At 42.8% G+C, this 19,129-nt stretch carries 19 protein-coding genes; 6 read left to right on the top strand and 13 right to left on the bottom strand.

Features of this window, described 5'->3' with window-relative positions; translation table 11 throughout:
* Positions 1-115 precede the first annotated feature (115 nt).
* On the top strand, positions 116-259 hold the full coding sequence (locus tag M3180_RS13925; protein ID WP_251668513.1) for a YqzM family protein: 144 nt from the start codon (positions 116-118) through the stop codon (positions 257-259).
* A gap of 82 nt (positions 260-341) precedes the next feature.
* On the opposite strand, the gene M3180_RS13920 is transcribed toward M3180_RS13925, so the two are convergent.
* From M3180_RS13920 to M3180_RS13905, 4 genes are all read right to left on the bottom strand, one after another.
* Complete coding sequence (locus M3180_RS13920) at positions 342-560, bottom strand: YezD family protein (protein WP_251668512.1); 219 nt, start codon at positions 558-560, stop codon at positions 342-344.
* Positions 561-1,235: 675 nt separating this feature from the next.
* Positions 1,236-2,111 (bottom strand): sulfate ABC transporter permease subunit CysW, encoded by an 876-nt coding sequence (gene cysW, locus M3180_RS13915; protein WP_251668511.1) that lies wholly within the window; start codon positions 2,109-2,111, stop codon positions 1,236-1,238.
* Between the two features lie 12 nt (positions 2,112-2,123).
* Entirely contained in the window at positions 2,124-2,951 is an 828-nt protein-coding gene (gene cysT / locus M3180_RS13910; RefSeq protein WP_251668510.1) for a sulfate ABC transporter permease subunit CysT, read from the bottom strand.
* A 41-nt stretch (positions 2,952-2,992) separates the two neighbouring features.
* Positions 2,993-4,120 carry a sulfate ABC transporter substrate-binding protein gene (locus M3180_RS13905; protein ID WP_251668509.1) on the bottom strand — a complete coding sequence of 376 codons (1,128 nt, stop codon included), beginning with the start codon at positions 4,118-4,120 and terminating at the stop codon, positions 2,993-2,995.
* A 376-nt stretch (positions 4,121-4,496) separates the two neighbouring features.
* Here M3180_RS13905 and M3180_RS13900 point away from each other — a divergent pair, with 376 nt between their 5' ends.
* Positions 4,497-5,075, top strand: coding sequence for a YdcF family protein (locus M3180_RS13900; protein WP_251668508.1), 579 nt, complete (start codon positions 4,497-4,499; stop codon positions 5,073-5,075).
* A gap of 23 nt (positions 5,076-5,098) precedes the next feature.
* Positions 5,099-5,467: a hypothetical protein gene (locus M3180_RS13895; RefSeq protein ID WP_251668506.1), complete on the top strand. Its 369-nt coding sequence runs from the start codon at positions 5,099-5,101 to the stop codon at positions 5,465-5,467.
* A 78-nt stretch (positions 5,468-5,545) separates the two neighbouring features.
* Here the strand turns inward: M3180_RS13895 and M3180_RS13890 are convergent, their stop codons facing one another.
* Complete coding sequence (locus M3180_RS13890; protein ID WP_251668504.1) at positions 5,546-6,049, bottom strand: hypothetical protein; 504 nt, start codon at positions 6,047-6,049, stop codon at positions 5,546-5,548.
* A gap of 413 nt (positions 6,050-6,462) precedes the next feature.
* On the opposite strand from M3180_RS13890, the gene M3180_RS13885 reads away from it, so the two are divergent.
* On the top strand, positions 6,463-6,951 hold the full coding sequence (locus M3180_RS13885) for an NUDIX hydrolase (RefSeq protein ID WP_251668502.1): 489 nt from the start codon (positions 6,463-6,465) through the stop codon (positions 6,949-6,951).
* A gap of 894 nt (positions 6,952-7,845) precedes the next feature.
* On the opposite strand, the gene dnaI is transcribed toward M3180_RS13885, so the two are convergent.
* The 3 genes from dnaI to M3180_RS13870 all read right to left on the bottom strand — a co-directional run bounded on the left by dnaI (position 7,846) and on the right by M3180_RS13870 (position 11,316).
* Positions 7,846-8,802 carry a primosomal protein DnaI gene (gene dnaI, locus M3180_RS13880; protein WP_251668500.1) on the bottom strand — a complete coding sequence of 319 codons (957 nt, stop codon included), beginning with the start codon at positions 8,800-8,802 and terminating at the stop codon, positions 7,846-7,848.
* A 20-nt stretch (positions 8,803-8,822) separates the two neighbouring features.
* The gene (locus tag M3180_RS13875) at positions 8,823-10,379 is read right to left on the bottom strand and encodes a replication initiation and membrane attachment family protein (RefSeq protein ID WP_251668490.1); all 1,557 of its coding nucleotides are present in this window, start codon (positions 10,377-10,379) and stop codon (positions 8,823-8,825) included.
* A gap of 646 nt (positions 10,380-11,025) precedes the next feature.
* On the bottom strand, positions 11,026-11,316 hold the full coding sequence (locus M3180_RS13870; protein WP_251668482.1) for a YuiB family protein: 291 nt from the start codon (positions 11,314-11,316) through the stop codon (positions 11,026-11,028).
* Between the two features lie 186 nt (positions 11,317-11,502).
* On the opposite strand from M3180_RS13870, the gene hemQ reads away from it, so the two are divergent.
* Positions 11,503-12,252 (top strand): hydrogen peroxide-dependent heme synthase, encoded by a 750-nt coding sequence (gene hemQ, locus M3180_RS13865; RefSeq protein ID WP_251668480.1) that lies wholly within the window; start codon positions 11,503-11,505, stop codon positions 12,250-12,252.
* A 102-nt stretch (positions 12,253-12,354) separates the two neighbouring features.
* On the opposite strand, the gene M3180_RS13860 is transcribed toward hemQ, so the two are convergent.
* Complete coding sequence (locus M3180_RS13860) at positions 12,355-12,639, bottom strand: hypothetical protein (RefSeq protein WP_251668479.1); 285 nt, start codon at positions 12,637-12,639, stop codon at positions 12,355-12,357.
* Entirely contained in the window at positions 12,639-13,832 is a 1,194-nt protein-coding gene (locus M3180_RS13855; protein ID WP_251668478.1) for an NAD(P)/FAD-dependent oxidoreductase, read from the bottom strand. The genes M3180_RS13860 and M3180_RS13855 overlap by 1 nt, the downstream gene beginning before the upstream one ends.
* Before the next feature lie 480 nt (positions 13,833-14,312).
* Between M3180_RS13855 and M3180_RS13850 the strand changes: the two genes are divergently transcribed.
* On the top strand, positions 14,313-15,314 hold the full coding sequence (locus tag M3180_RS13850; RefSeq protein ID WP_251668477.1) for an NAD(P)/FAD-dependent oxidoreductase: 1,002 nt from the start codon (positions 14,313-14,315) through the stop codon (positions 15,312-15,314).
* A gap of 151 nt (positions 15,315-15,465) precedes the next feature.
* On the opposite strand, the gene sda is transcribed toward M3180_RS13850, so the two are convergent.
* From sda to M3180_RS13835, 3 genes are all read right to left on the bottom strand, one after another.
* Positions 15,466-15,630 (bottom strand): sporulation histidine kinase inhibitor Sda, encoded by a 165-nt coding sequence (sda, locus tag M3180_RS13845; RefSeq protein WP_251668476.1) that lies wholly within the window; start codon positions 15,628-15,630, stop codon positions 15,466-15,468.
* 270 nt (positions 15,631-15,900) lie between these two features.
* Entirely contained in the window at positions 15,901-16,572 is a 672-nt protein-coding gene (locus M3180_RS13840) for a YheC/YheD family protein (RefSeq protein WP_251668475.1), read from the bottom strand.
* 433 nt (positions 16,573-17,005) lie between these two features.
* Positions 17,006-19,123 (bottom strand): DNA topoisomerase III, encoded by a 2,118-nt coding sequence (locus M3180_RS13835; RefSeq protein WP_251668474.1) that lies wholly within the window; start codon positions 19,121-19,123, stop codon positions 17,006-17,008.
* Positions 19,124-19,129: the final 6 nt, after the last annotated feature.

The following is a 19,129-nucleotide window of genomic DNA, read 5'->3' as shown; positions in this document are numbered from 1 at the left end:
TAGCATAATTTGAGGCTATCTAGCTTTTTATCTATAATTGACTTGCAGCTTTACAATACAGCAAATTATTGGGTATACTAGGAAAAGCAATTGGTCTGTCAAGGAGGACTGCAGGATGGAAAATGTACGCGATCCACGTCAACATATCAACGAAGAACCACGTGACGATCTTAAAGACGTTATTGTAGGCTTTGCTGTAATGCTTGGCTTTATGACCGTTGTGTTCGCTGCTGCTGTTATTGCGAAAGCAATGATGTAATGCGGCGGTATCAACATGAAAGCCCGCAACCTTTTCTCGTCATGAGAATGGTTGCGGGCTTTTTCATCGTTATCCACGTGAGCTAGCTTGAGGCAAGTCTAGGGCTGGCTGACTTCTTCTTAGAAGCTGATAGTGGCCCTTCACTTTCCTTGGCGGAGGCTAATGGATATCGGGTGCGCTCCATGCGATCAATTTGCACGATTTGACCATCATGCACCGTTACAATGACTTGACCGTATTGCATACCTGCAAGCTGCTCCGTTATGCGCTGCTGCCAAATATTATCCATTTCTTGTGTCATTTTATATACCTCCTTAAATATACATTATGCAGTTAAACGTACAGCTTCCAGCGCCTGATTGCCCCGCTGAATTCAAGATTCAATGCCGAATAAGCTACAGCGGGCTACTTCGTGATCAAAGATGTACTTTTTGAACTTCCTCTCTCCAATATGTGTTCAAAAATTCAGCTTTCAGCACCGAGAAGGTGATGGGCTAGTAGATAATGAGTAGCGCAGCGTACGGTGTTGGTACGTGAGCATCGGAAAGCTCGGCTGAATTCAGGATTCGATGCCGAATAAGCTACAGCGGGCTACTTCGTGATCAAAGATTTACTTTTTGAACTTCCTCTCTTCCAATATGAGTTCAAAAAGTTCAGCTTTCAGCACCGAGAAGCTGATGGGCTAGTAGATAATGAGTAGCGCAGCGTACGGTGTTGGTACGTGAGCAACAGAATTTTCGCTAGCACTTCAGATTCGATGCCGAATAAGCTACAGCGAGTTACTTCGTGATCAAAGGTGTACTTTTTGAACTTCCTCTTCCAATATGTGTTCAAAATGTTCACCTTTCAGCACCGAGAAGGTTGAAAGAAGCTAGAGATTGAGAAGCGCAGCGTACGCAATTGGTACGTGAGCATCGGAAAGCTCGGCTGAATTCAAGATTCGATGTCGAATAATCTACAGCAGAATACTTCGTGATCAAAGGTGAATGTTTTGAACTTCCTCTCTCCACTCCACAATCGCTTTAACAATCAACGTAATAATCGCAAGCACCATAAGCAAGGAAGCAATCGCAAATGCCGCTGAGAATTGATACTCATTGTATAAAATCTCTACGTGCAGCGGCAGTGTATTGGTGCGTCCACGTATGTGACCCGAGACGACCGATACAGCCCCAAACTCGCCCATTGCGCGGGCATTACACAGAATAATTCCATATAGCAGGCCCCATTTAATATTGGGAAGGGTTACCCGCCAGAACACCTGAAAGCCCTTTGCGCCTAAGCTTACAGCCGCCTCTTCCTCGGTAATTCCTTGCTGTTGCATAAGCGGAATAATTTCTCTGGCTACAAATGGAACAGTAATAAACAACGTCGCAATGATAATACCAGGCACTGCAAATATTATTTTAATGTCGTGCTCGGAAAGCCAAGGACCGAGGTAGCTCTGCGCGCCAAACATGAGCACAAACACTAAGCCAGCGATAACAGGTGATACTGCAAAAGGTAAATCAATAAGCGTTAGCAGCAGCTGTTTTCTGCGAAACTTAAACTTTGAAATCGCCCAAGCAACGAGTACGCCAAATACGGTATTAAGCGGTACGGCGATAAAGGCAGTGATTAATGTGAGCCTCAGCGCAGACATCGCATCCTCATGAGCAATTGCCGCAAAATAAACGGATGCTCCCTTCTTTAAAGCTTCTGTCATAACGACCGTCAACGGTAATATGATCATAATTGTAATAAACAGAACTGCTATAGAGATCAGCGTCCACCGTACGACGAGCGATTCATCGATATGCTTTTCTCGGGTCTGCTTCTTCGTGGTAGCATGATATCTAACGACTCCAGCCATATGCTCCCCTCCCTAAGAATTAGCCGTCATGCGGCGATTCATCGACCACTGCAGCAAATTAATGAGCAATAGAAGTAGGAAGGATACAATAAGCATCACAGCTGCAATGGCCGTTGCGCCTGCATAATCATACTGCTCCAGCTTCGTCATAATTAAAAGCGGTGATATTTCTGTAACAAGCGGCATATTACCGCTAATGAAAACGACAGATCCGTACTCGCCTATTCCACGGGCAAAGGCTAACGTAAAGCCTGTAAGCAGCGCGGGATACAGCGTTGGCAGTACCACTCGAAGAAATGTTCTAAGACGGTATGCGCCAAGCATGACGGCTGCTTCCTCCATCTCCTTCTCTAAGTCCTCAATTACAGGCTGTACCGTCCTTACTACGAAAGGGATACCGATAAAAGTCAGGGCAACAATGATGCCAAGCGGTGAATAGGCAACCTTAATGCCAAGAGGCTCTAGCAACGAACCAATCCAGCCATTTTTCGCATATAGTGCAGTTAACGCAATACCAGCAACAGCAGTAGGCAGTGCAAATGGAATATCGACAAGCGCATCAATTATCTTCTTACCTGGAAATTGATAGCGTACGAGCACCCAAGCTACAATTAGCCCAAAAACGGTGTTGATTATGGCTGCGCAAAATGCTGTAACAAAGCTGATGCGATAGGAAGCCAATACCCGTGGATTAATGATCGTATCCCAAAATTGCGCTAGGCTAAGCTCAAATGATTTGATAAAGATGATCGAAAGCGGAATGAGTACGAGTATGCTTAAATAAAACACAGATATACCGATGCTGAGTCGAAAGCCTGGAATGATGGAACGTTTTGACATGGCAATCTTTCTCCTTTAAATTGTACTGAAGAATCGATGAATTAGCTCCCAGGTGTGTAGATTTGATCGAATAATCCACCCTCTGCAAAGTGCTTTTCCTGTGCTGCTTTCCAGCCACCAAAGTCCTCATCGATTTGCAGCAGCTCAAGCTTTGGAAATTGATCATTGAATTGCTCTGCTATCGCTTGGTTCGTTGGTCGATAGTAATTTTTCCCGGCTATCTTCTGACCTTCATCTGTGTATAGAAACTGCAAATAAGCCTCTGCAACCTCTCTTGTTCCGCGTTTATCAACAACCTTATCTACGATCGCTACAGGCGGCTCAGCTAGTATGCTTAATGACGGATAGACAATGTCGAATTTATCAGGACCTAGCTCATTAATCGATAAGTACGCTTCGTTCTCCCATGCTAGCAGTACATCTCCTATCTCTCGCTCGACAAACGTTGTCGTAGAGCCGCGCGCCCCTGTATCTAGAACTGGAACATGCTTGAACAGCTCAGCGACATATTGCTTCGCAGCCTCTTCATCGTTGTTGTTTTGCTTTAATGCATAGCCCCATGCGGCAAGGTAATTCCATCTTGCTCCACCTGACGTTTTTGGATTTGGCGTAATAACTTCTACATCTTCCTTAATCAGGTCATCCCAATCGATTATATTTTTTGGATTTCCTTTTCTAACAAGAAACACAATTGTTGAGGTGTAAGGCGAGCTGTTCAGCTCATATTGCGATTGCCAGTCAGGCTCGATAAGCCCTGCATCTACAATTGCATCAATATCGTAGCCAAGTGCCAGCGTAACAACATCTGCTTCAAGACCATCGATAACAGCACGACCTTGCTTACCCGATCCACCGTGAGACTGCTCGATCGTTACCTCTTGATTGGCCGTTTCTTTCCAATGCTTGGCAAAGGCTTCGTTGAATTCAACATATAGCTCCCTCGTTGGATCATAGGATACATTTAATAATTTCACAGCGTCCTTCGCTTTAGCTTGCTCGTTAGACTCTTTGCTTTTTGACTCCTCTTTCCCATTGCTATTAACCTTATTCGATGAGCTCAATTCATTGCTGTTGTTGCCGTTTCCTTGACCGCAAGCAACAAGCAGACCCACCATAAGAATTACTGCTGAGAACAATAATAAAAATTGACGAATAGACCGGATATACATAGACACTTCCCCCTTATTATTCGGGATAGGCTAACGTTCATTCCGGTGGTCCGGTCATTAATTATTATTCCTATCTGTTTAGTTGGTTATGTCGTGATATTAACAATTACTGCCATGCGTTGTCAATAGTTTTTTTTATGCGAATGATTAGATTTACTTATAAATGACTTATTACACTTCATGTAGCTTTAAGTCTATTGCTGGCTCCCACATTATAATGCTTCACCTAATACTCACTTAGCTGATTCACGTAATCTGCTTTACTATTGGATTTGCAATTGCAACATTACGTTGCTTAGCTTCGTTAACTAGGTAGCAAGAAGAGGCATAAACATACAATGCGTTATACCAAAAAATAATGATTGAAGGTGTGAAGTTGAACACTGTTCATTTTATTAAACGTTTTTTCTTAGCAGCCGCAGCAGCTCTATTGCTTTGGTTTATCATTCACACGATAGTCATTGTAATGGACGGGCTGAACGATGAATTAAAACCAGTTGATATAGCTGTAGTATTAGGCAATAAAGTTGAGACTACAGGACAGCCCTCTAAGCGATTACAAGCAAGGCTAGACAAATCAGCAGAGCTATACAGAGAAGGCTACTTCACCTATATCGTTGTAAGTGGCGGTATTGGCAAAGAAGGCTTTGATGAGGCTAAGGTTATGAAGGAATACTTAATAGAAAAAGGGATAACGGAAGATAAAATAATAGAGGATAATAACGGGTACAACTCATATATGACGGCTCAAAATACTAGCCATATTATGAATGAGCAACAATTGGACTCGGTAATGATTATTACGCAGTATTTTCATATATCTAGGACAAAATCAGCGTTTAGTAAAATGGGAATTGAGGAAATCTACTCCGCTCATGCCGACATCTTTGAGTTTAGAGATCTTTACTCAATTATAAGAGAATTCCCAGCCTACTATAAATATCTATTAAAATAGTATTTCTCAAGGGAGCTTCTTATATGAAAAAAACTTGGAAAATCGTTATAGCAAGCGTTATAGCATTCTTTCTGGTTAGTATAATTGCTGCAGCAATTTTCATCAATAACATCGGATATCACAATATTAAGCTGATCACTGAACTCAATAAAAATTCAAATCAAATTCTCAAAATGGAAAAGGAAGGCGACTATTTGACGAAAGCCAATGCTCAAAACGAAAGACTTATCAAAAAAATGATGAAAGAAGGATGGAATTTCATAGATCAGGAAGGCGCTGGTTATTTTTTTGAAAAGAACGGTCAAGAAACAATCATTACAGTAAAACAAATGTGGAGTCGTCATTACGTAGTTTACAGAGTGACACATGATGCTATTAATTTATCAGAGTAGTTGCGCTATAAATTGAAGGGGCTATCTTGTGATAGCCCCTTTCCAAATTTGTTGCTCGTATAAAATTTTTGAGTGGTACTATGTAGATTTATTTTTGTTAGCCATAAAGAACAGACCTGCAAGCACAAGCACAATGGCTAGAATCGGTTGACCGAAGAGTTGTTCATTCATCAAGCTGCCTAACGCAAATACGGCAAAGAATAGCAGTGACAAGATCGTTAACACACAGATTGGTATTAACAGCCATTTATTACGAGTGCCAAACCAGTAAAATTCAAACAGCCCTGCTGCAGCTGCCAATATAAAACCAGGCCACATATTTCCCCAGTTATCCAGCAGCATCGATATCTGGCAGACAATTCCTGCTACGAGCAAGGTCCCCCCCGGAATAAGCAGACCTATTCCTTTTTTATTAAGTACTCCGAAGTACAGCCAATGAAAAAACAAACCAAGCGGTATTACAAACAGCGTTGGCCAAAAATGAGCAAATATGTAGCCTGTACTCATTTCTCCAGCTGGATTTAACAAAAAGTATACCCCTAGAAGCAATAGGACAGGTCCTACAATTGCCTTTCTTAACATACGTTCCACCCTTTCGATATTTGAGCTAAATGCCCGATCAACCTTTTATGTACTAACAATATGAAGTGTAACATAGAAAAAAACGCTGCACATCGTGCGGAGGGGGAGGGAGAATACTAGACTAAAGTCCAGATTCTTCTAGAGATGTAGTTCAAAATACTCGACTTTGATGACGATGCGTATGCTTATGATGATTATTCGACGGCGAATCTTGAACGCTACCGAAAACTGCGTGCTCACGTACCAAGAGCGTACGATGCGCTCCTTGCTTTCTAGTATAAACCCTTGCATGGCTCAATGTCTCCCCATCTTCGAATCCTCATTCCGATTGCAACAGAAAATATGTAACAGCAGGGAAATACGGTATTATGTGGAATCTGTATGTAACTCATAATAATTGGAGGTTTTGAAATATGGCATTCCCTACACATATTGTATCGGCTGGCGGAATTGTAGAAGATGGCGAAGGAAATATACTATTAGTAAAAGCACATGACGATGGATGGGTGTATCCTGGAGGGATAACAGAAATAGGTGAGAACCTTATTGATGGCCTACTGCGTGAAATCAAGGAAGAAAGTGGCATAGACGCATCTGTTAGTCATCTCGTTAATGTGGTATCAAATACCGCGATACATAAATGGCATGACGGTGTGACCGACGTACCGACTAAGGTCATGTTCGATTTCGTATGCCAAGCTGTTGGCGGAGAATTAACAACTTCTGATGAAACGAGCGATTGTAAGTGGGTACCGAAGGATAAGGTGCTTGACTTCATTGCTTTACCCGCAATTCGCATGCGGTATGAGGCTTACTTGAACTACAATGGCTCCGTAAACTATTTGGAATACTATACTGCTAATACAAAGGACTGTGAGCTCAAGCTGCAACGACTAATCTAGATGATAGCGCCTCTTCCTTCTAAGAAATTCAATAAAAAAAGCCCCAGCGAAGCTCGATGTCTCCATCTGCGACCCTCATTCCGTAGGAATGTTCGAGCGATGGGAAACTTGAGCGGAGCGCTGAGACACTTACTTTGCTACGTTAGACTATGCCATCGAATCTTTTCATCGTAGCCAAACATAAAAAAAGAGAAGCATCAGCGGAGCCCAAATGTCTCGTGAGCGACCCTCATTCCGTAGGAATGTTCGAGCGAACGAGATATTTGAGCAAAGCGATGAACCCCTCTCACTTTGCTGCGATAGTCTACGCCGATGAATCTTTCCATCGCTGACAAACAGCAAAAAAGAAGCCCCAGCGCAGCTCAATGTATCCATCCGCGACCCTCATACCGTAGGAATGTTCGAGCGATGGGACATTTGAGCGGAGCGCTGAGACACTCATACTTTGCTACGATAGACTATGCCAACGAATCTTTTCATCGCTGACAAACAGCAAAAAAGAAGCCCCAGCGCAGCTCAATGTATCCATCCGCGACCCTCATTCCAAAGGAATGTACGAGCGATGGGACATTTGAGCGGAGCGCTGAGACACTCACTTTGCTACGTTAGATTATGCCATCGAATCTTTTTCATCGTAGCCAAACATAAAAAAAGAGAAGCATCAGCGGAGCTCAAATGTCTCGTGAGCGACCCTCATTCCGTAGGAATGTTCGAGCGAACGAGATATTTGAGCAAAGCGATGAACCCCTCTAACTTTGCTACGTTAGTCTATGCAGATGAATCTTTTCATCGTAGCCAAACATAAATAAAGAGAAGCCCCCGCGCAGCTCAATGTATCCATCCGCGACCCTCATTCCGTAGGAATGTTCGAGCGATGGGACATTTGAGCGGAGCCTAGAAGTGACCTCGTTTGTTTTTTCCAGTTACAACGAGCTCATCCACATAAGGCGCGACACGATTCATAAGACGTCTACCTTTATGATGCTCTTCCCCATCCTTGTTCGTAAAGCTAAAATGACTCTCTAGATCAGCAAGTCGATAATTGGATGTATAGAATGTCGGCTTGCGATCCATACGATAGTTTAATATTGCCCCAAGCACATGATCGCGCACCCAAGGGTTAAGATTCTCGGCACCGATATCATCGAATACGAGCAGATCTGTTTCCTTCATTAAGTCTACCGTTTCCTTTAGCTTAGCGGGCTCGTGCATGAGCACCTTCAAGTCCTCTACAAAATCAGGCATATAGACGATTACGCCAGAATAACCTGACTTAGCGAGTTCCTGTAGCGCGTAGCACATTAAGTACGTCTTACCTACTCCAAAATCACCAGCCAAATAAAGCCCCTTCGCAGACAAGCCTTCTTCATTGGTACGATCAATGTATTTTAACAACTCGCCAACGATCTTAGCACGCTCTAGATCACTAGCAATAATATCATCAGCCGAATATTGACGCTTAAGCAATTTGTCATCGATAAAGAAGCTGCGAATGCGGCTGCGAAGTTGATTTTCATGCTGTTTAGCACGCAGCTTTTTGCAGGAAACCTTCTTATCGATAATTTGCGTCTGTCCGTTCAACTCTTCAACCTGAAGCATCGTATAATGCCCTGCAAAATCGTTAGGACATCGTTCTAGCCCAGGACAATTACTGCAGCTGCGATATTCGGTCACATATTGGTGCAGCCTGTTCAAATTCATTCGAATAGCTTCATCGGTGAGGTCTGGATGCTTCTCACGCAATGCGACAATCAGAGGGTCATCAAGCAACTCAGCCTGTTTTTGCTCTACCATGCGCATCATCTGCGCTCCATTAGGCATCGACTTAAGCAATTTTCCTAACGATTCCATCCCTGTTCACCTCTAATATTTTATTTCTGTTGATCAAACTTTTTAGCTAGCTGACGCAGCTCTTCTAGCTCCTCAGCTGAGATCTGTGCAGCAGCCACTTGTTCGTTATTAATGATTGGAATAACTGGTTTTTGTCTAAAGCCACGATTGCGATTGCTGCTACGAGGTGCATAACCGCCATTGCTTGCATTTGCAGCTGGTCGAATGGCAGGACTATTAGCATCCTCTCGACGTCGCTCTATCTGCTGCTCAAGCTGTTCCTGATCACGTACATATTGAACAGCCTTCTCATAGCTGTCTATCCCCTTCATCAGCATATTGGATGCGATAGAGTCCAGATAAGCCTTCGTTACGCGTCCAGTCTCATTCATACCAATACCATAATGGATTAACACATTAATCACTGGCGGAACAAGCTTGTAATGTAAATCCATACGCTCAAACACATTTAACACCCAATCAGGCACCTGACCTGGAAAGTATCGCTTAAGAAATTGAATATGCGGCTCATTGCGCATAAGCGCATTGTATTGTTGAATGTCGCAGTAGCCTGCAAGCAGCTTTGGAACTGGTAAGTAATATTGCTCGTCCACATCATGCTCTGGCTCTTCAACGTGCTCAGTAGAGGCCTCCTCTTGAATATCCTCTTGGAACTTCTCCGTTCGAGCTAACAGACGAGCACGATCCTCATCATGCTTTTTGTCCTGACGAAACAGCTGTACTGCAATTCGCTGCATATAATCCGTATCAAGCTCACCACTTACATCGAATACTCCATCCTCATCAAGCAATCTCGAGATCTGAATGAGTGATAGCTCGTATTTGTAAGCAACATAGTTAATTTGCGCGAGTTGCTCTGTTTTTGTTCGCAGCTGCTCAACAAAATATCGATTACTCGAGTTACGCGGGAAACGCATAATAATTTCGCTGTACGTATAACCTGCTGATGCAGTCATATGTACCGTTGGTTTTGCACGCGTTGGAGCTACTTCCTTTAACGCTTGCTCAAGCTCGTCATCCACTATAGAAGCGTTCAGCTTGAATAACTCGTAAAATGGCACTGATAAATTCTCTTTTTCATGATCCAGCTCACTAAGCTCCTCTGGTAGTGGCGCGTGTAGCTGTTCACGTATATCGATAACCGCATACTTGCCAAGCTTATCTCTTAGCAGCATCGTAAAATGTATATTTTGAAAAAACTCATTTGGTGGAAGCGGACTAGCAAGCTCATATTCATAGATATAATCATCATCCTCCGCTTGAATGAAGCGCGCACTTTGCAAAAGGCCAATTGCCTCTAGGCGAGACAGCTGCTCTAGCAAATAGCTCCGGCTTTGCTCATTCAAAGCAAGTCCAAGACCTAGCAGCAAGCGTCGATGCGGCTCAAGCGGCGAATAGCCCGTCTTGCCTTCAGGCACCATTGCGCAGAGCTGCTCGTACAGTGATATCGCAAATGCACCAACGAGCGGCTTATAGATTAAAGCGAGCATTCGATAATCTACTGTACTTAATGAAAAATCACGGACACAATAAAAACGATGATGCTCAGTATATTCGAATAACTGTTGAATCCGCATTAAATCGACTCTCCATCCTTTTGACAATCTTCCTTCTATTTTAACATAAATCTACTTGAGTTCGTATGCTTCGTGTCGTTAAACATAAAAAAGAACCCCAGTAGCTGAAGTTCTTTTTTATTGTATACATTCAATATTCGTTTCTAAGTTCGGTACGGAGTCTTCGTAATCAACTTCGAGTTTTTGAACTACCACTTCAATAAAGGTTCAAAAGCTCGGAGTTCAGTACCGAGAAGATGGCTGGATACTAGAAAACGAGTAGCGCAGCGTACGTAATTGGTACGTGAGCTTAAATGTTTTCGTAGAAAACATACATCGGAAGCATAATCTTTCGGTAGCCGGTCATATTCGATGTCGACCATACTAGAACATGTCGCTTCGTAATCAACTTTGAGTTTTTGAACTACCACTTCAATAAAGGTTCAAAAGCTCGGAGTTCAGTACCGAGAAGATGGCTGGATACTAGAAAACGAGTAGCGCAGCGTACGTAATTGGTACGTGAGCAACGGAGTTTTCGGTAGCCGGTCATATTCGATGTCGACCATACTAGAACATGTCGCTTCGTAATCAACTTCGAGTTTTTGAACTACCACTCATGAGAAATCTATTGTACATCAGTCTATTAGTATTAAGCAACGCCCATATACTAGAACATTTTGTAACCGCCCTTGCGTAGCGCTTGAATCGCATATCCGCTAATGATTGCTCCAGCGATTGCGCCGATAACTGGAATAAAGTCAATAAATGTATACTGCGTAATGACATCGATAAGCTTTTCATCATTTCCATTCCAAGGTGCCCAGAATGCCAATACGATAATTAAAACGATAAAGAAATATGTCGGAAACCAAGTTGTTTTTATTAGCATATTTACGATAAATCCGATGCCAAACGTAATAACCATAAAAAGCATCGTCGCAAAAATAATTTGTAGCACTGCTTGCAGCCTCCTATCTACCATTTCCTCTATGTAACTAGCTTTTTTCAGTGTAATGAATCCCTAAGTCAAAGTCAATTCACATCTTCGCTTTTGTCACATTCCCGCCATTTGCTACCCTCATTTCATTAAGCTACAATGGTTACATATCTATATCATCTGCTATTGAAAGGAGTTTTAAATATAATGAGTGAAGCAGCACAAACATTAGAAGGCTGGTATGCTCTGCATGATTTCCGTGCGATTGATTGGACAGCATGGAGGTTGGCTGATGAAGCTGAGCGTCAAAAAGCAACCGAGGAGCTTCAACAGTTCTTAAAGGAATGGGGTTCAGTAAGCGAGGCTCGCACAGGCAGCACCGTTGTATATTCTATTGTAGGTCAGAAAGCAGATCTAGTATTCATGCATCTGCGCGAATCTCTGGAGGAGCTCAATGAGCTCGAGGTTGCATTTAACAAAACAAGCTTCGCCTCGTATACATACAATGTTTACAGCTACGTTAGCGTCGTTGAGCTGAGCAATTACTTGGCAGGCGGCAGTGGTGGGGATCCTATGCAAAACCCAGAGGTGGTTGCAAGACTGAAGCCTGCACTGCCTAATGCTAAGCACATTTGCTTCTATCCGATGAACAAACGTCGTGAAGGAAATGATAATTGGTACATGCTTAGCATGGATGATCGTAAGGCACTTATGCGCAGTCATGGCATGATCGGGCGTTCCTACGCTGGAAAAGTTAAGCAAATCATTACTGGCTCTGTCGGTTTTGATAACTGGGAGTGGGGCGTAACACTGTTCGCTGATGATGCGTTGCAGTTCAAGAAGCTTGTCTACGAGATGCGCTTCGATGAAGTGAGTGCACGTTATGGCGAGTTCGGCGATTTCTATGTAGGAAATGCTTTAGACGAACAAAAGTGGACAAAGCTGCTTAGCGTATAAGCTATGCTTCTAGCTGTATAAGCTACAGCACGAATAGGGGTGATCTTATCGACATTGTCGAAAAGATCACCCCTATTTACTTCTTAGCAGTTAAGCTATCCGTTAATCTTCATCCTCTTCAGCTGCTAATGCAGCAAGCTGAGCTTCGATTTCTGCTTTACGCTTTTGCTCTAAATATTCTGCCGTTGCAGCATCCCTTGCACGGCTTTTTTCCTTAAGACGTTCAATCGCAGGTAAGATAAGAATATCTACTTCCTTCTGCACAGTAGCAGATAGATCATATCTCTTCTGCGATTCCAAGTATGAGCCTACTTCCATCAATGCATTATATCGATCAAGCTCATCTCGCGTCAGCAATCCTCTAACCTGTACGCTGCAATGTCTCATTATAAAAATTTACCCTTTTTCAACACGAGTGGAATACCACCGATAATAAATAGATAGCGGATGTCGATAAGCTTTTTAATCCAAGCTGCCTTGCGACCTGTATACTTTTTGCCGAATGCAAGACCTATCGCTTCACCTTTACCTAGAGATGCGACCGTACCTTTATTACTAAATTCAAACTTCGTCAGGCTTTGATTGCGAATCGAAGCAGTTAAGTTATGAGCGCATGCAACACCTTGCTGCATCGCGATTTGAGCTGTTGGCGGGTATGGACGTCCTTCATCGTTAAATACTAAAGAATTGTCACCGAGCACATAAATATTCTCAGTTCCAGGACAACGCAAATATTCATCGACCTTAACGCGACCACGCATCGTATCAAAGCCTGCCTCTTCGATTAGACGATTACCACGTATGCCTCCAGTCCATATAACTGTCGCAGACTTAATCTCTTCTCCTTCACCAATAACGACACCTTCCGATGTGCATTCCTTTATTGGTGTTCCTAGTCGGAAGGTTACACCCTTCTTCGTTAGAACGTCCATTGCATACTCAACTAGCTCAGGATCGAAGCCTGGTAAAGCGGTTGGAGCAGCTTCAATATTATAGATTTTTACAAGTGCAGGGTCTACATCATAGAACTTGCACAGCTCTGGAATTCGATCAGACAGCTCACCGACGAATTCAATCCCAGTAAAGCCAGCGCCACCCACGATAAACGTAAGATAGTCCAGGCGATGTGGCTCGCGCTTATAGCGTGCGAATTGATATTCAATATGCTCGCGGATAAGGCGCACGGAATTGATGCTTCTTATGTTCATGGAGTGCTCAGCAAGTCCAGGAATGCCAAACGTTTCAGGCTCTCCGCCTAAGCTGATCACAAGGTAATCATAAGAGAGCGTGCCATCCTCTAATATTATTTTTTTGTCTTGTGGACGAATTTGCACCACTGTCGACTTTACAAAATCAATTTTAAATTCATCAATTAATTTCGAAATATTAACTCGCGCATTTTCAGGCTTATCTGTACCAGCTGCTGGCATATGCAGATGCGTCGTGAAATAATGGTAATCATGCTTATTAACGAGCGTGACGTCTGCTTCATTATAATTTAATTCTTTTTGCAACCTTAGTGCAGTTAGAATGCCACCATATCCTGCACCGAGAATAACTATTTTCGGTATGTTGCTCATCGTAGAATCCCATCCATTCATTTATCTGTTCTGTATATTTGGACCCCATATTACGGTATAAAGTTTCTCTCTCTTTAGATAAATGTTCAAAAATTCCAGTATGTCCTTTGAACATTCATTATATATAAAATGTATTCGTAATGAAACATTGTCTCATTATAAGCTATTCTCGACTTCATATGTAAAAAAATAACACAAGCATCAACGTTGTGTTATTGATGTTCATATATGAAGTGAGGTAACTCTAGTGCATGAAAAATGTCGTTAAGACAAACGCTAACAGGAGTTAATTTTACAGCTTGCATATATACATCAGAAATGATACAGACTTTCAAACATATTTTCAAGGTTATTTTATACGAAAATATTTAGCATACTGCACAATTAATCATAGTGAAAATTACAAAACGCGCATTCCTTTCTGGCAAATAATTGTCTATAATAATAGGGTATTTATAAATAGAATGTTGGAGGTAAATCATGACTAATCCCGTAAGTCAAACAGAAGCAGTAGATATTTTAATTATCGGTGGCGGCCCTGCTGGCATGTTTGCAGCATTTTATGGTGGTATGCGCCACGCTTCTGTTAAAATTGTTGAAAGCATGCCTCAGCTAGGCGGTCAGCTTGCTGCCTTATATCCTGAGAAATATATTTATGATATTGCCGGCTTCCCTAAAGTAACTGCTCAAGAGGTAGTCGATCGTTTGAAGCAACAAATGTCCTTATTCGAGCAAGAGATTTGCTTAGAAGAAAAAGTAACCAACGTTAAAAAGCTTGATGAGCGCCTTTTCGAGGTAACGACGGACAAAGCGGTTCATTATGCAAAATCGGTTATTATTACAGCTGGAGTAGGAGCCTTCTCTCCTCGACGTCTTGAATTGCCAGAGGCTGAAAAATTTGAAAAAACGAACTTACACTATTTCGTTGGTGATTTGAATCGGTTTAAAGATCAACGCGTTCTACTTAGCGGCGGCGGTGACTCTGCCGTAGACTGGGCACTTATGCTTGAACCAATTGCTAAAAGCGTAACGCTTGTACATCGTCGTGATAAATTCAGAGCTCATGAGCATAGTGTTGAGCAGCTTATGAATTCTTCTGTTAACATTATTACGCCAACTGAAATAACAGCATTGCATGGTGATGATACAATTACTAGCGTAACGCTTACGGATGTTAAGAGCAAAGAAGAACAAACGATTGACGTTGATGCTGTGATCGTTAACTTTGGATTCGTATCTTCTCTTGGCCCTATAGCAGAATGGGGAATTGAGATCGAACGTGGTTCTATCGTCGTGGATACTCGAATGGAAACCAATATTGCTGGTATTTTCGCAGCTGGCGATATTACAACATACCCAGGTAAATTGAAGCTCATTGCTGTAGGATTCGGTGAAGCTCCAACAGCGATCAATAACGCAAAGGTATATGTTGATCCAACGGCTAAGCTGTCTCCAGGACATAGCAGTAATATGAAGCTGTAGTTTCGGCGCAATAAATATAAGGGAGGCTATTGTGCAACACTGCAATTAGCGTGTTGCACAATAGCCTCCCTTTCTTTATCTATATCGACTTTCTAACCTTACCAATACGAATAAGTAGATCAATTGCATCATCTAATCCGTTTTCATTGTGTTATGCCGTATATTGGTGCTCCGTCAATTTGGATGGGGCCATGTGAACTCCGAGTCCACGTCGTTGTAGCTCTATCACGATCAGCTGAATAAAATCGCTATCAACATCCTTCGATACAGCCTCAATATATAGCTCTTTCATCTGCTCATCACTCAAAGTCCTCACTACAACCACCTCCTAATTATTGGATTAACCCAATACTAGCATCTATTTCGAAATACGACAAGACTTGCCATTATTAACAAACTATTGTGGATATGTTGTGTATTTGATGTGTATATTTGTCAAATTTCCACGTTTAACTAATGGTATAATGTGGATACAGTTATCCACAGTCCGTTAATCCAACAGTCCTATAAAAATAATTAATAGAAACTATTTTTCTATTAATTTACACTATCAATCTATAAGACTATTATACTATGCCTCTCGTCCTTAGTGAGGATTCGTATTCACTTCCAGCATCCATACCTTACCGTACTTATCAATGCCATAATCGTAGCCGAGATGAGTCAGTCCAGGATACTGTCTAGTAAGGACATTGGTGCTAAGCTCGGTTAATCGGAGCATCTGCCCTTTCTTACTTTGTACCGCACCGCTTCCCAGCGTTTTACGAATAGCTACGGAGCCTTGCAGCAGCTTACCACCCTGTGTCAAGTTTGTAACGGCAAGACCTCGTTTAGCTTTACGGCCTACAATGGCGCGATAATGCCACTTTCCGGATTCGTACACATACTTTACACGATAATCTACTGGGCAACCATCTATCGTCAGCAGATCTATTCCTTTCTGTATCATATACTTACGATTTCTCATTTTTCTTTTTAATTGTTGAAACATAGCGTCAAAGCTTTGAAAACGCTGAATACTGCTTTTAGCATGAAAGGCAAAGCCTTCCGTAGTTTTCTTAACCTGAATGACCCCATTGCCTCCAGTTCCTACGACTGGTTTAATATAAACCATACTATGCTGATAGAGCATATCTCTTAAATTCTCATAGCTAAAGCTTCTAGTTGGAGGTATATGCGATGCTATTTCAGGATGAGACAGCAGTGCAGCTTGCTTAACGGTCTTGCTTGCGATTTTGCGACCAGTATGCCAAGACATATAAGTCTCTCCTTTCAGTTCTATCTAACGTTCCAATTCAAAAATTCGATGCCGAATATACATTCAGTAAAACTTCGTGATCAAAGGCGGACTTTTTGAACTACCACTTCAAATCGATGTTCAAAAAGATCGCCTTTCAGCAACGAGAAGTTTGAATAAAGCTAGAGCTTGAGAAGCGCAGCGTACGTTTTTGGTACGTGAGCATCGGAAAGCTCGGCTGAATTCAAAATTCGATGCCGAATAAACGATCAGTAAAACTTCGTGATCAAAGGCGGTCTTTTTGAACTACCTCTAACAGTATATGAAAGATAGTCTATAACTCTTGTGCAGCCGTCTACTAGACTTTAAGTTTCATAGATGAAATACAAAAGCCCGCATGTTTTCCGATTCGATCGAAAAACATGCGGGCTTTTTATTATCCCTATATCATTGCTTACTCATTTTGTTCTAGTGCCGCTTTTAGCTTTTCAGCAAGGCTGTTACCTAGGCCGCCGCCATCATTACTATACTGCTTAAGAAGCTTCGCTGTTTCTTTACGATTTACTTTAGCATTTCCTTTATCATCCAGCTTCTCGATGACATTACAAGGACGGCATTGTGCGTATTTTCCGGCCTTCCCGTCGTGTAGCTCCATTTTTTTACGACATTGCGGACAACGCTTATTAATTTTGATTGGCTCTGCCATCCGCTTATAATTACATTCTCTGCTCGCGCACACATATCGCTTGCCTTGCTTACCTTTCACTTCAAGCAACGGCTCGTTACACTGTGGACAGCGAGAGTTGGTTATATTGTGCGGCTTATACTCTTTGTTCTCACGCTTCACTTGACCGACCCATTGCTCGGCCTGCGTTCTTATATGAGTCATAAACTGCTTCGCATCGCCTCGTCCGCGCGCGATATCCTCCAGCTGTTTCTCCCATTTTGCAGTCAGCTGCGGACTTTTTAGCTCCTCTACAACAAGCTCGATAAGCTGCTTGCCCTTCGCTGTTGGGTGCAGCGAGTGTCCACGACGTTCAATCGTTTCCGTGGATAGGAGCTTCTCTATAATATCAGCACGGGTAGCCGGAGTACCAAGACCATGCTTTTCCATGATGGAGAGCAACGATGCCTCAGTATAACGTGGGGGTGGCGTTGTCATGCCTGATTTAACAATCATGCCGCGCAGCGCAACCTGATCTCCCTTCTTTAGAGTTGGCAGCAGCGCCAGCTCCTCCTCCTGCTCCTCAGGCTCCCTTGATACGGTATAAACCTCACGCCAGCCCTTGTCCTTTTCGACTCGGCCCTTCGCATAAAATCGTTGATCCTTCACTGCTAGCTCGACGCTCGTCTCATCGTAACGATATGGGCCGCTAAATAAAGCTAGAAATCTCCGGACAATTAGATCGTATAGACGACGTTCATCGTTAGTGAGCACATTGAGCTGAACAGGCTCGTCTGTCGGGATAATCGCATGATGATCACTGACCTTGCTGTCATCAACGATTCGCTTTGTAATATTAAGTGGCTTCTTCAGAATAGCCTTCGCAGAATCGCGATAAGGACCTATCGCAATTCGCTCTAAACGCACCTTAAGTGTCGCTGCCATATCGCTCGTTAAATAACGTGAATCTGTCCGGGGATACGTAACGAGCTTGTGCTGCTCGTACAGCTTCTGCAGCACATTTGACGTCATCTTAGCAGAAAAGCCGAGCTTTTTATTCGCATCCCGCTGCAGCTCTGTCAAATCATAGGCAAGTGGATGCTGCTCTTGCTTCTCACTAACTTTAAGCGACGCTACTGTTGCTTGCTTTACATCCTTTATGCTCTCTTTAATCTGCTCAGCCTGCTCTTGCTGCCATAGTCTACCGTCATGTGACGATTGCTGCTTCCACATTGCGGTAAAGCCGCCAAGCTGTGCTTGCAGCTGCCAATAAGGCTTGCCCTGAAACTGAGCAATCTCCTGCTCGCGTTCCATAATGATAGAAAGCGTCGGCGTCTGAACACGTCCTGCTGCAAGCTGTGCATTGTATTTACATGTGAGTGCGCGCGTCATATTAAGCCCAATCAGCCAATCGGCTTCAGCGCGACATACAGCTGAGCGATATAAGTTATTATATTCCGCTCCTGGCTTTAGCTTGCTAAAGCCGTCACGAATCGCTTGATCCGTCTGTGAAGAAATCCATAGCCGATAAAACGGCTTCTTCCAATGGATGAGCTCCATAATCCAGCGCGCAACGAGCTCTCCTTCTCTTCCAGCATCGGTTGCAATAATTAGCTCTTTAATGTCCGAACGCTTACTGAGTGCAGCAATCGCTTTGAACTGATGCGAGGTTTCCTTCATTACTCGGATATTCATACGCTGAGGAAGCAATGGCAAATCCTCTAGCGCCCACGTTTTATATTTTTTATCATAAGCCTCTGGCTCCGCTAGCTCAACAAGATGCCCTAGCGCCCATGTTACGACATACTTTGGGCCTTCAATATAGCTTTTTGATTTATTGGTGCAGCCTAGCACACGTGCAATTTCCTTTGCTACACTTGGTTTTTCAGCTAAAACTAATGACTTCATATAGAT

This window comes from Paenibacillus camelliae, from assembly GCF_023715345.1.
In the GTDB taxonomy this organism is placed as follows: Bacteria; Bacillota; Bacilli; order Paenibacillales; family Paenibacillaceae; genus Pristimantibacillus; species Pristimantibacillus camelliae.
This window is presented reverse-complemented; position numbering and strand designations above follow the sequence as displayed.

Excerpts from the sequence above, each read along its gene's own strand:
- cysT (WP_251668510.1), bottom strand. The coding sequence starts at position 2,951 with ATGTCAAAACGTTCCATCATTCCAGGCTTTCGACTCAGCATCGGTATA.
- cysW (WP_251668511.1), bottom strand. The coding sequence starts at position 2,111 with ATGGCTGGAGTCGTTAGATATCATGCTACCACGAAGAAGCAGACCCGA.
- M3180_RS13840 (WP_251668475.1), bottom strand. The coding sequence starts at position 16,572 with ATGTCTTGGCATACTGGTCGCAAAATCGCAAGCAAGACCGTTAAGCAA.
- M3180_RS13925 (WP_251668513.1), top strand. The coding sequence starts at position 116 with ATGGAAAATGTACGCGATCCACGTCAACATATCAACGAAGAACCACGT.
- M3180_RS13850 (WP_251668477.1), top strand. The coding sequence starts at position 14,313 with ATGACTAATCCCGTAAGTCAAACAGAAGCAGTAGATATTTTAATTATC.
- M3180_RS13860 (WP_251668479.1), bottom strand. The coding sequence starts at position 12,639 with ATGAGACATTGCAGCGTACAGGTTAGAGGATTGCTGACGCGAGATGAG.
- M3180_RS13890 (WP_251668504.1), bottom strand. The coding sequence starts at position 6,049 with ATGTTAAGAAAGGCAATTGTAGGACCTGTCCTATTGCTTCTAGGGGTA.
- M3180_RS13905 (WP_251668509.1), bottom strand. The coding sequence starts at position 4,120 with ATGTATATCCGGTCTATTCGTCAATTTTTATTATTGTTCTCAGCAGTA.
- M3180_RS13835 (WP_251668474.1), bottom strand. The coding sequence starts at position 19,123 with ATGAAGTCATTAGTTTTAGCTGAAAAACCAAGTGTAGCAAAGGAAATT.
- dnaI (WP_251668500.1), bottom strand. The coding sequence starts at position 8,802 with ATGGAATCGTTAGGAAAATTGCTTAAGTCGATGCCTAATGGAGCGCAG.
- M3180_RS13855 (WP_251668478.1), bottom strand. The coding sequence starts at position 13,832 with ATGAGCAACATACCGAAAATAGTTATTCTCGGTGCAGGATATGGTGGC.
- M3180_RS13885 (WP_251668502.1), top strand. The coding sequence starts at position 6,463 with ATGGCATTCCCTACACATATTGTATCGGCTGGCGGAATTGTAGAAGAT.
- M3180_RS13875 (WP_251668490.1), bottom strand. The coding sequence starts at position 10,379 with ATGCGGATTCAACAGTTATTCGAATATACTGAGCATCATCGTTTTTAT.
- M3180_RS13895 (WP_251668506.1), top strand. The coding sequence starts at position 5,099 with ATGAAAAAAACTTGGAAAATCGTTATAGCAAGCGTTATAGCATTCTTT.
- hemQ (WP_251668480.1), top strand. The coding sequence starts at position 11,503 with ATGAGTGAAGCAGCACAAACATTAGAAGGCTGGTATGCTCTGCATGAT.
- M3180_RS13920 (WP_251668512.1), bottom strand. The coding sequence starts at position 560 with ATGACACAAGAAATGGATAATATTTGGCAGCAGCGCATAACGGAGCAG.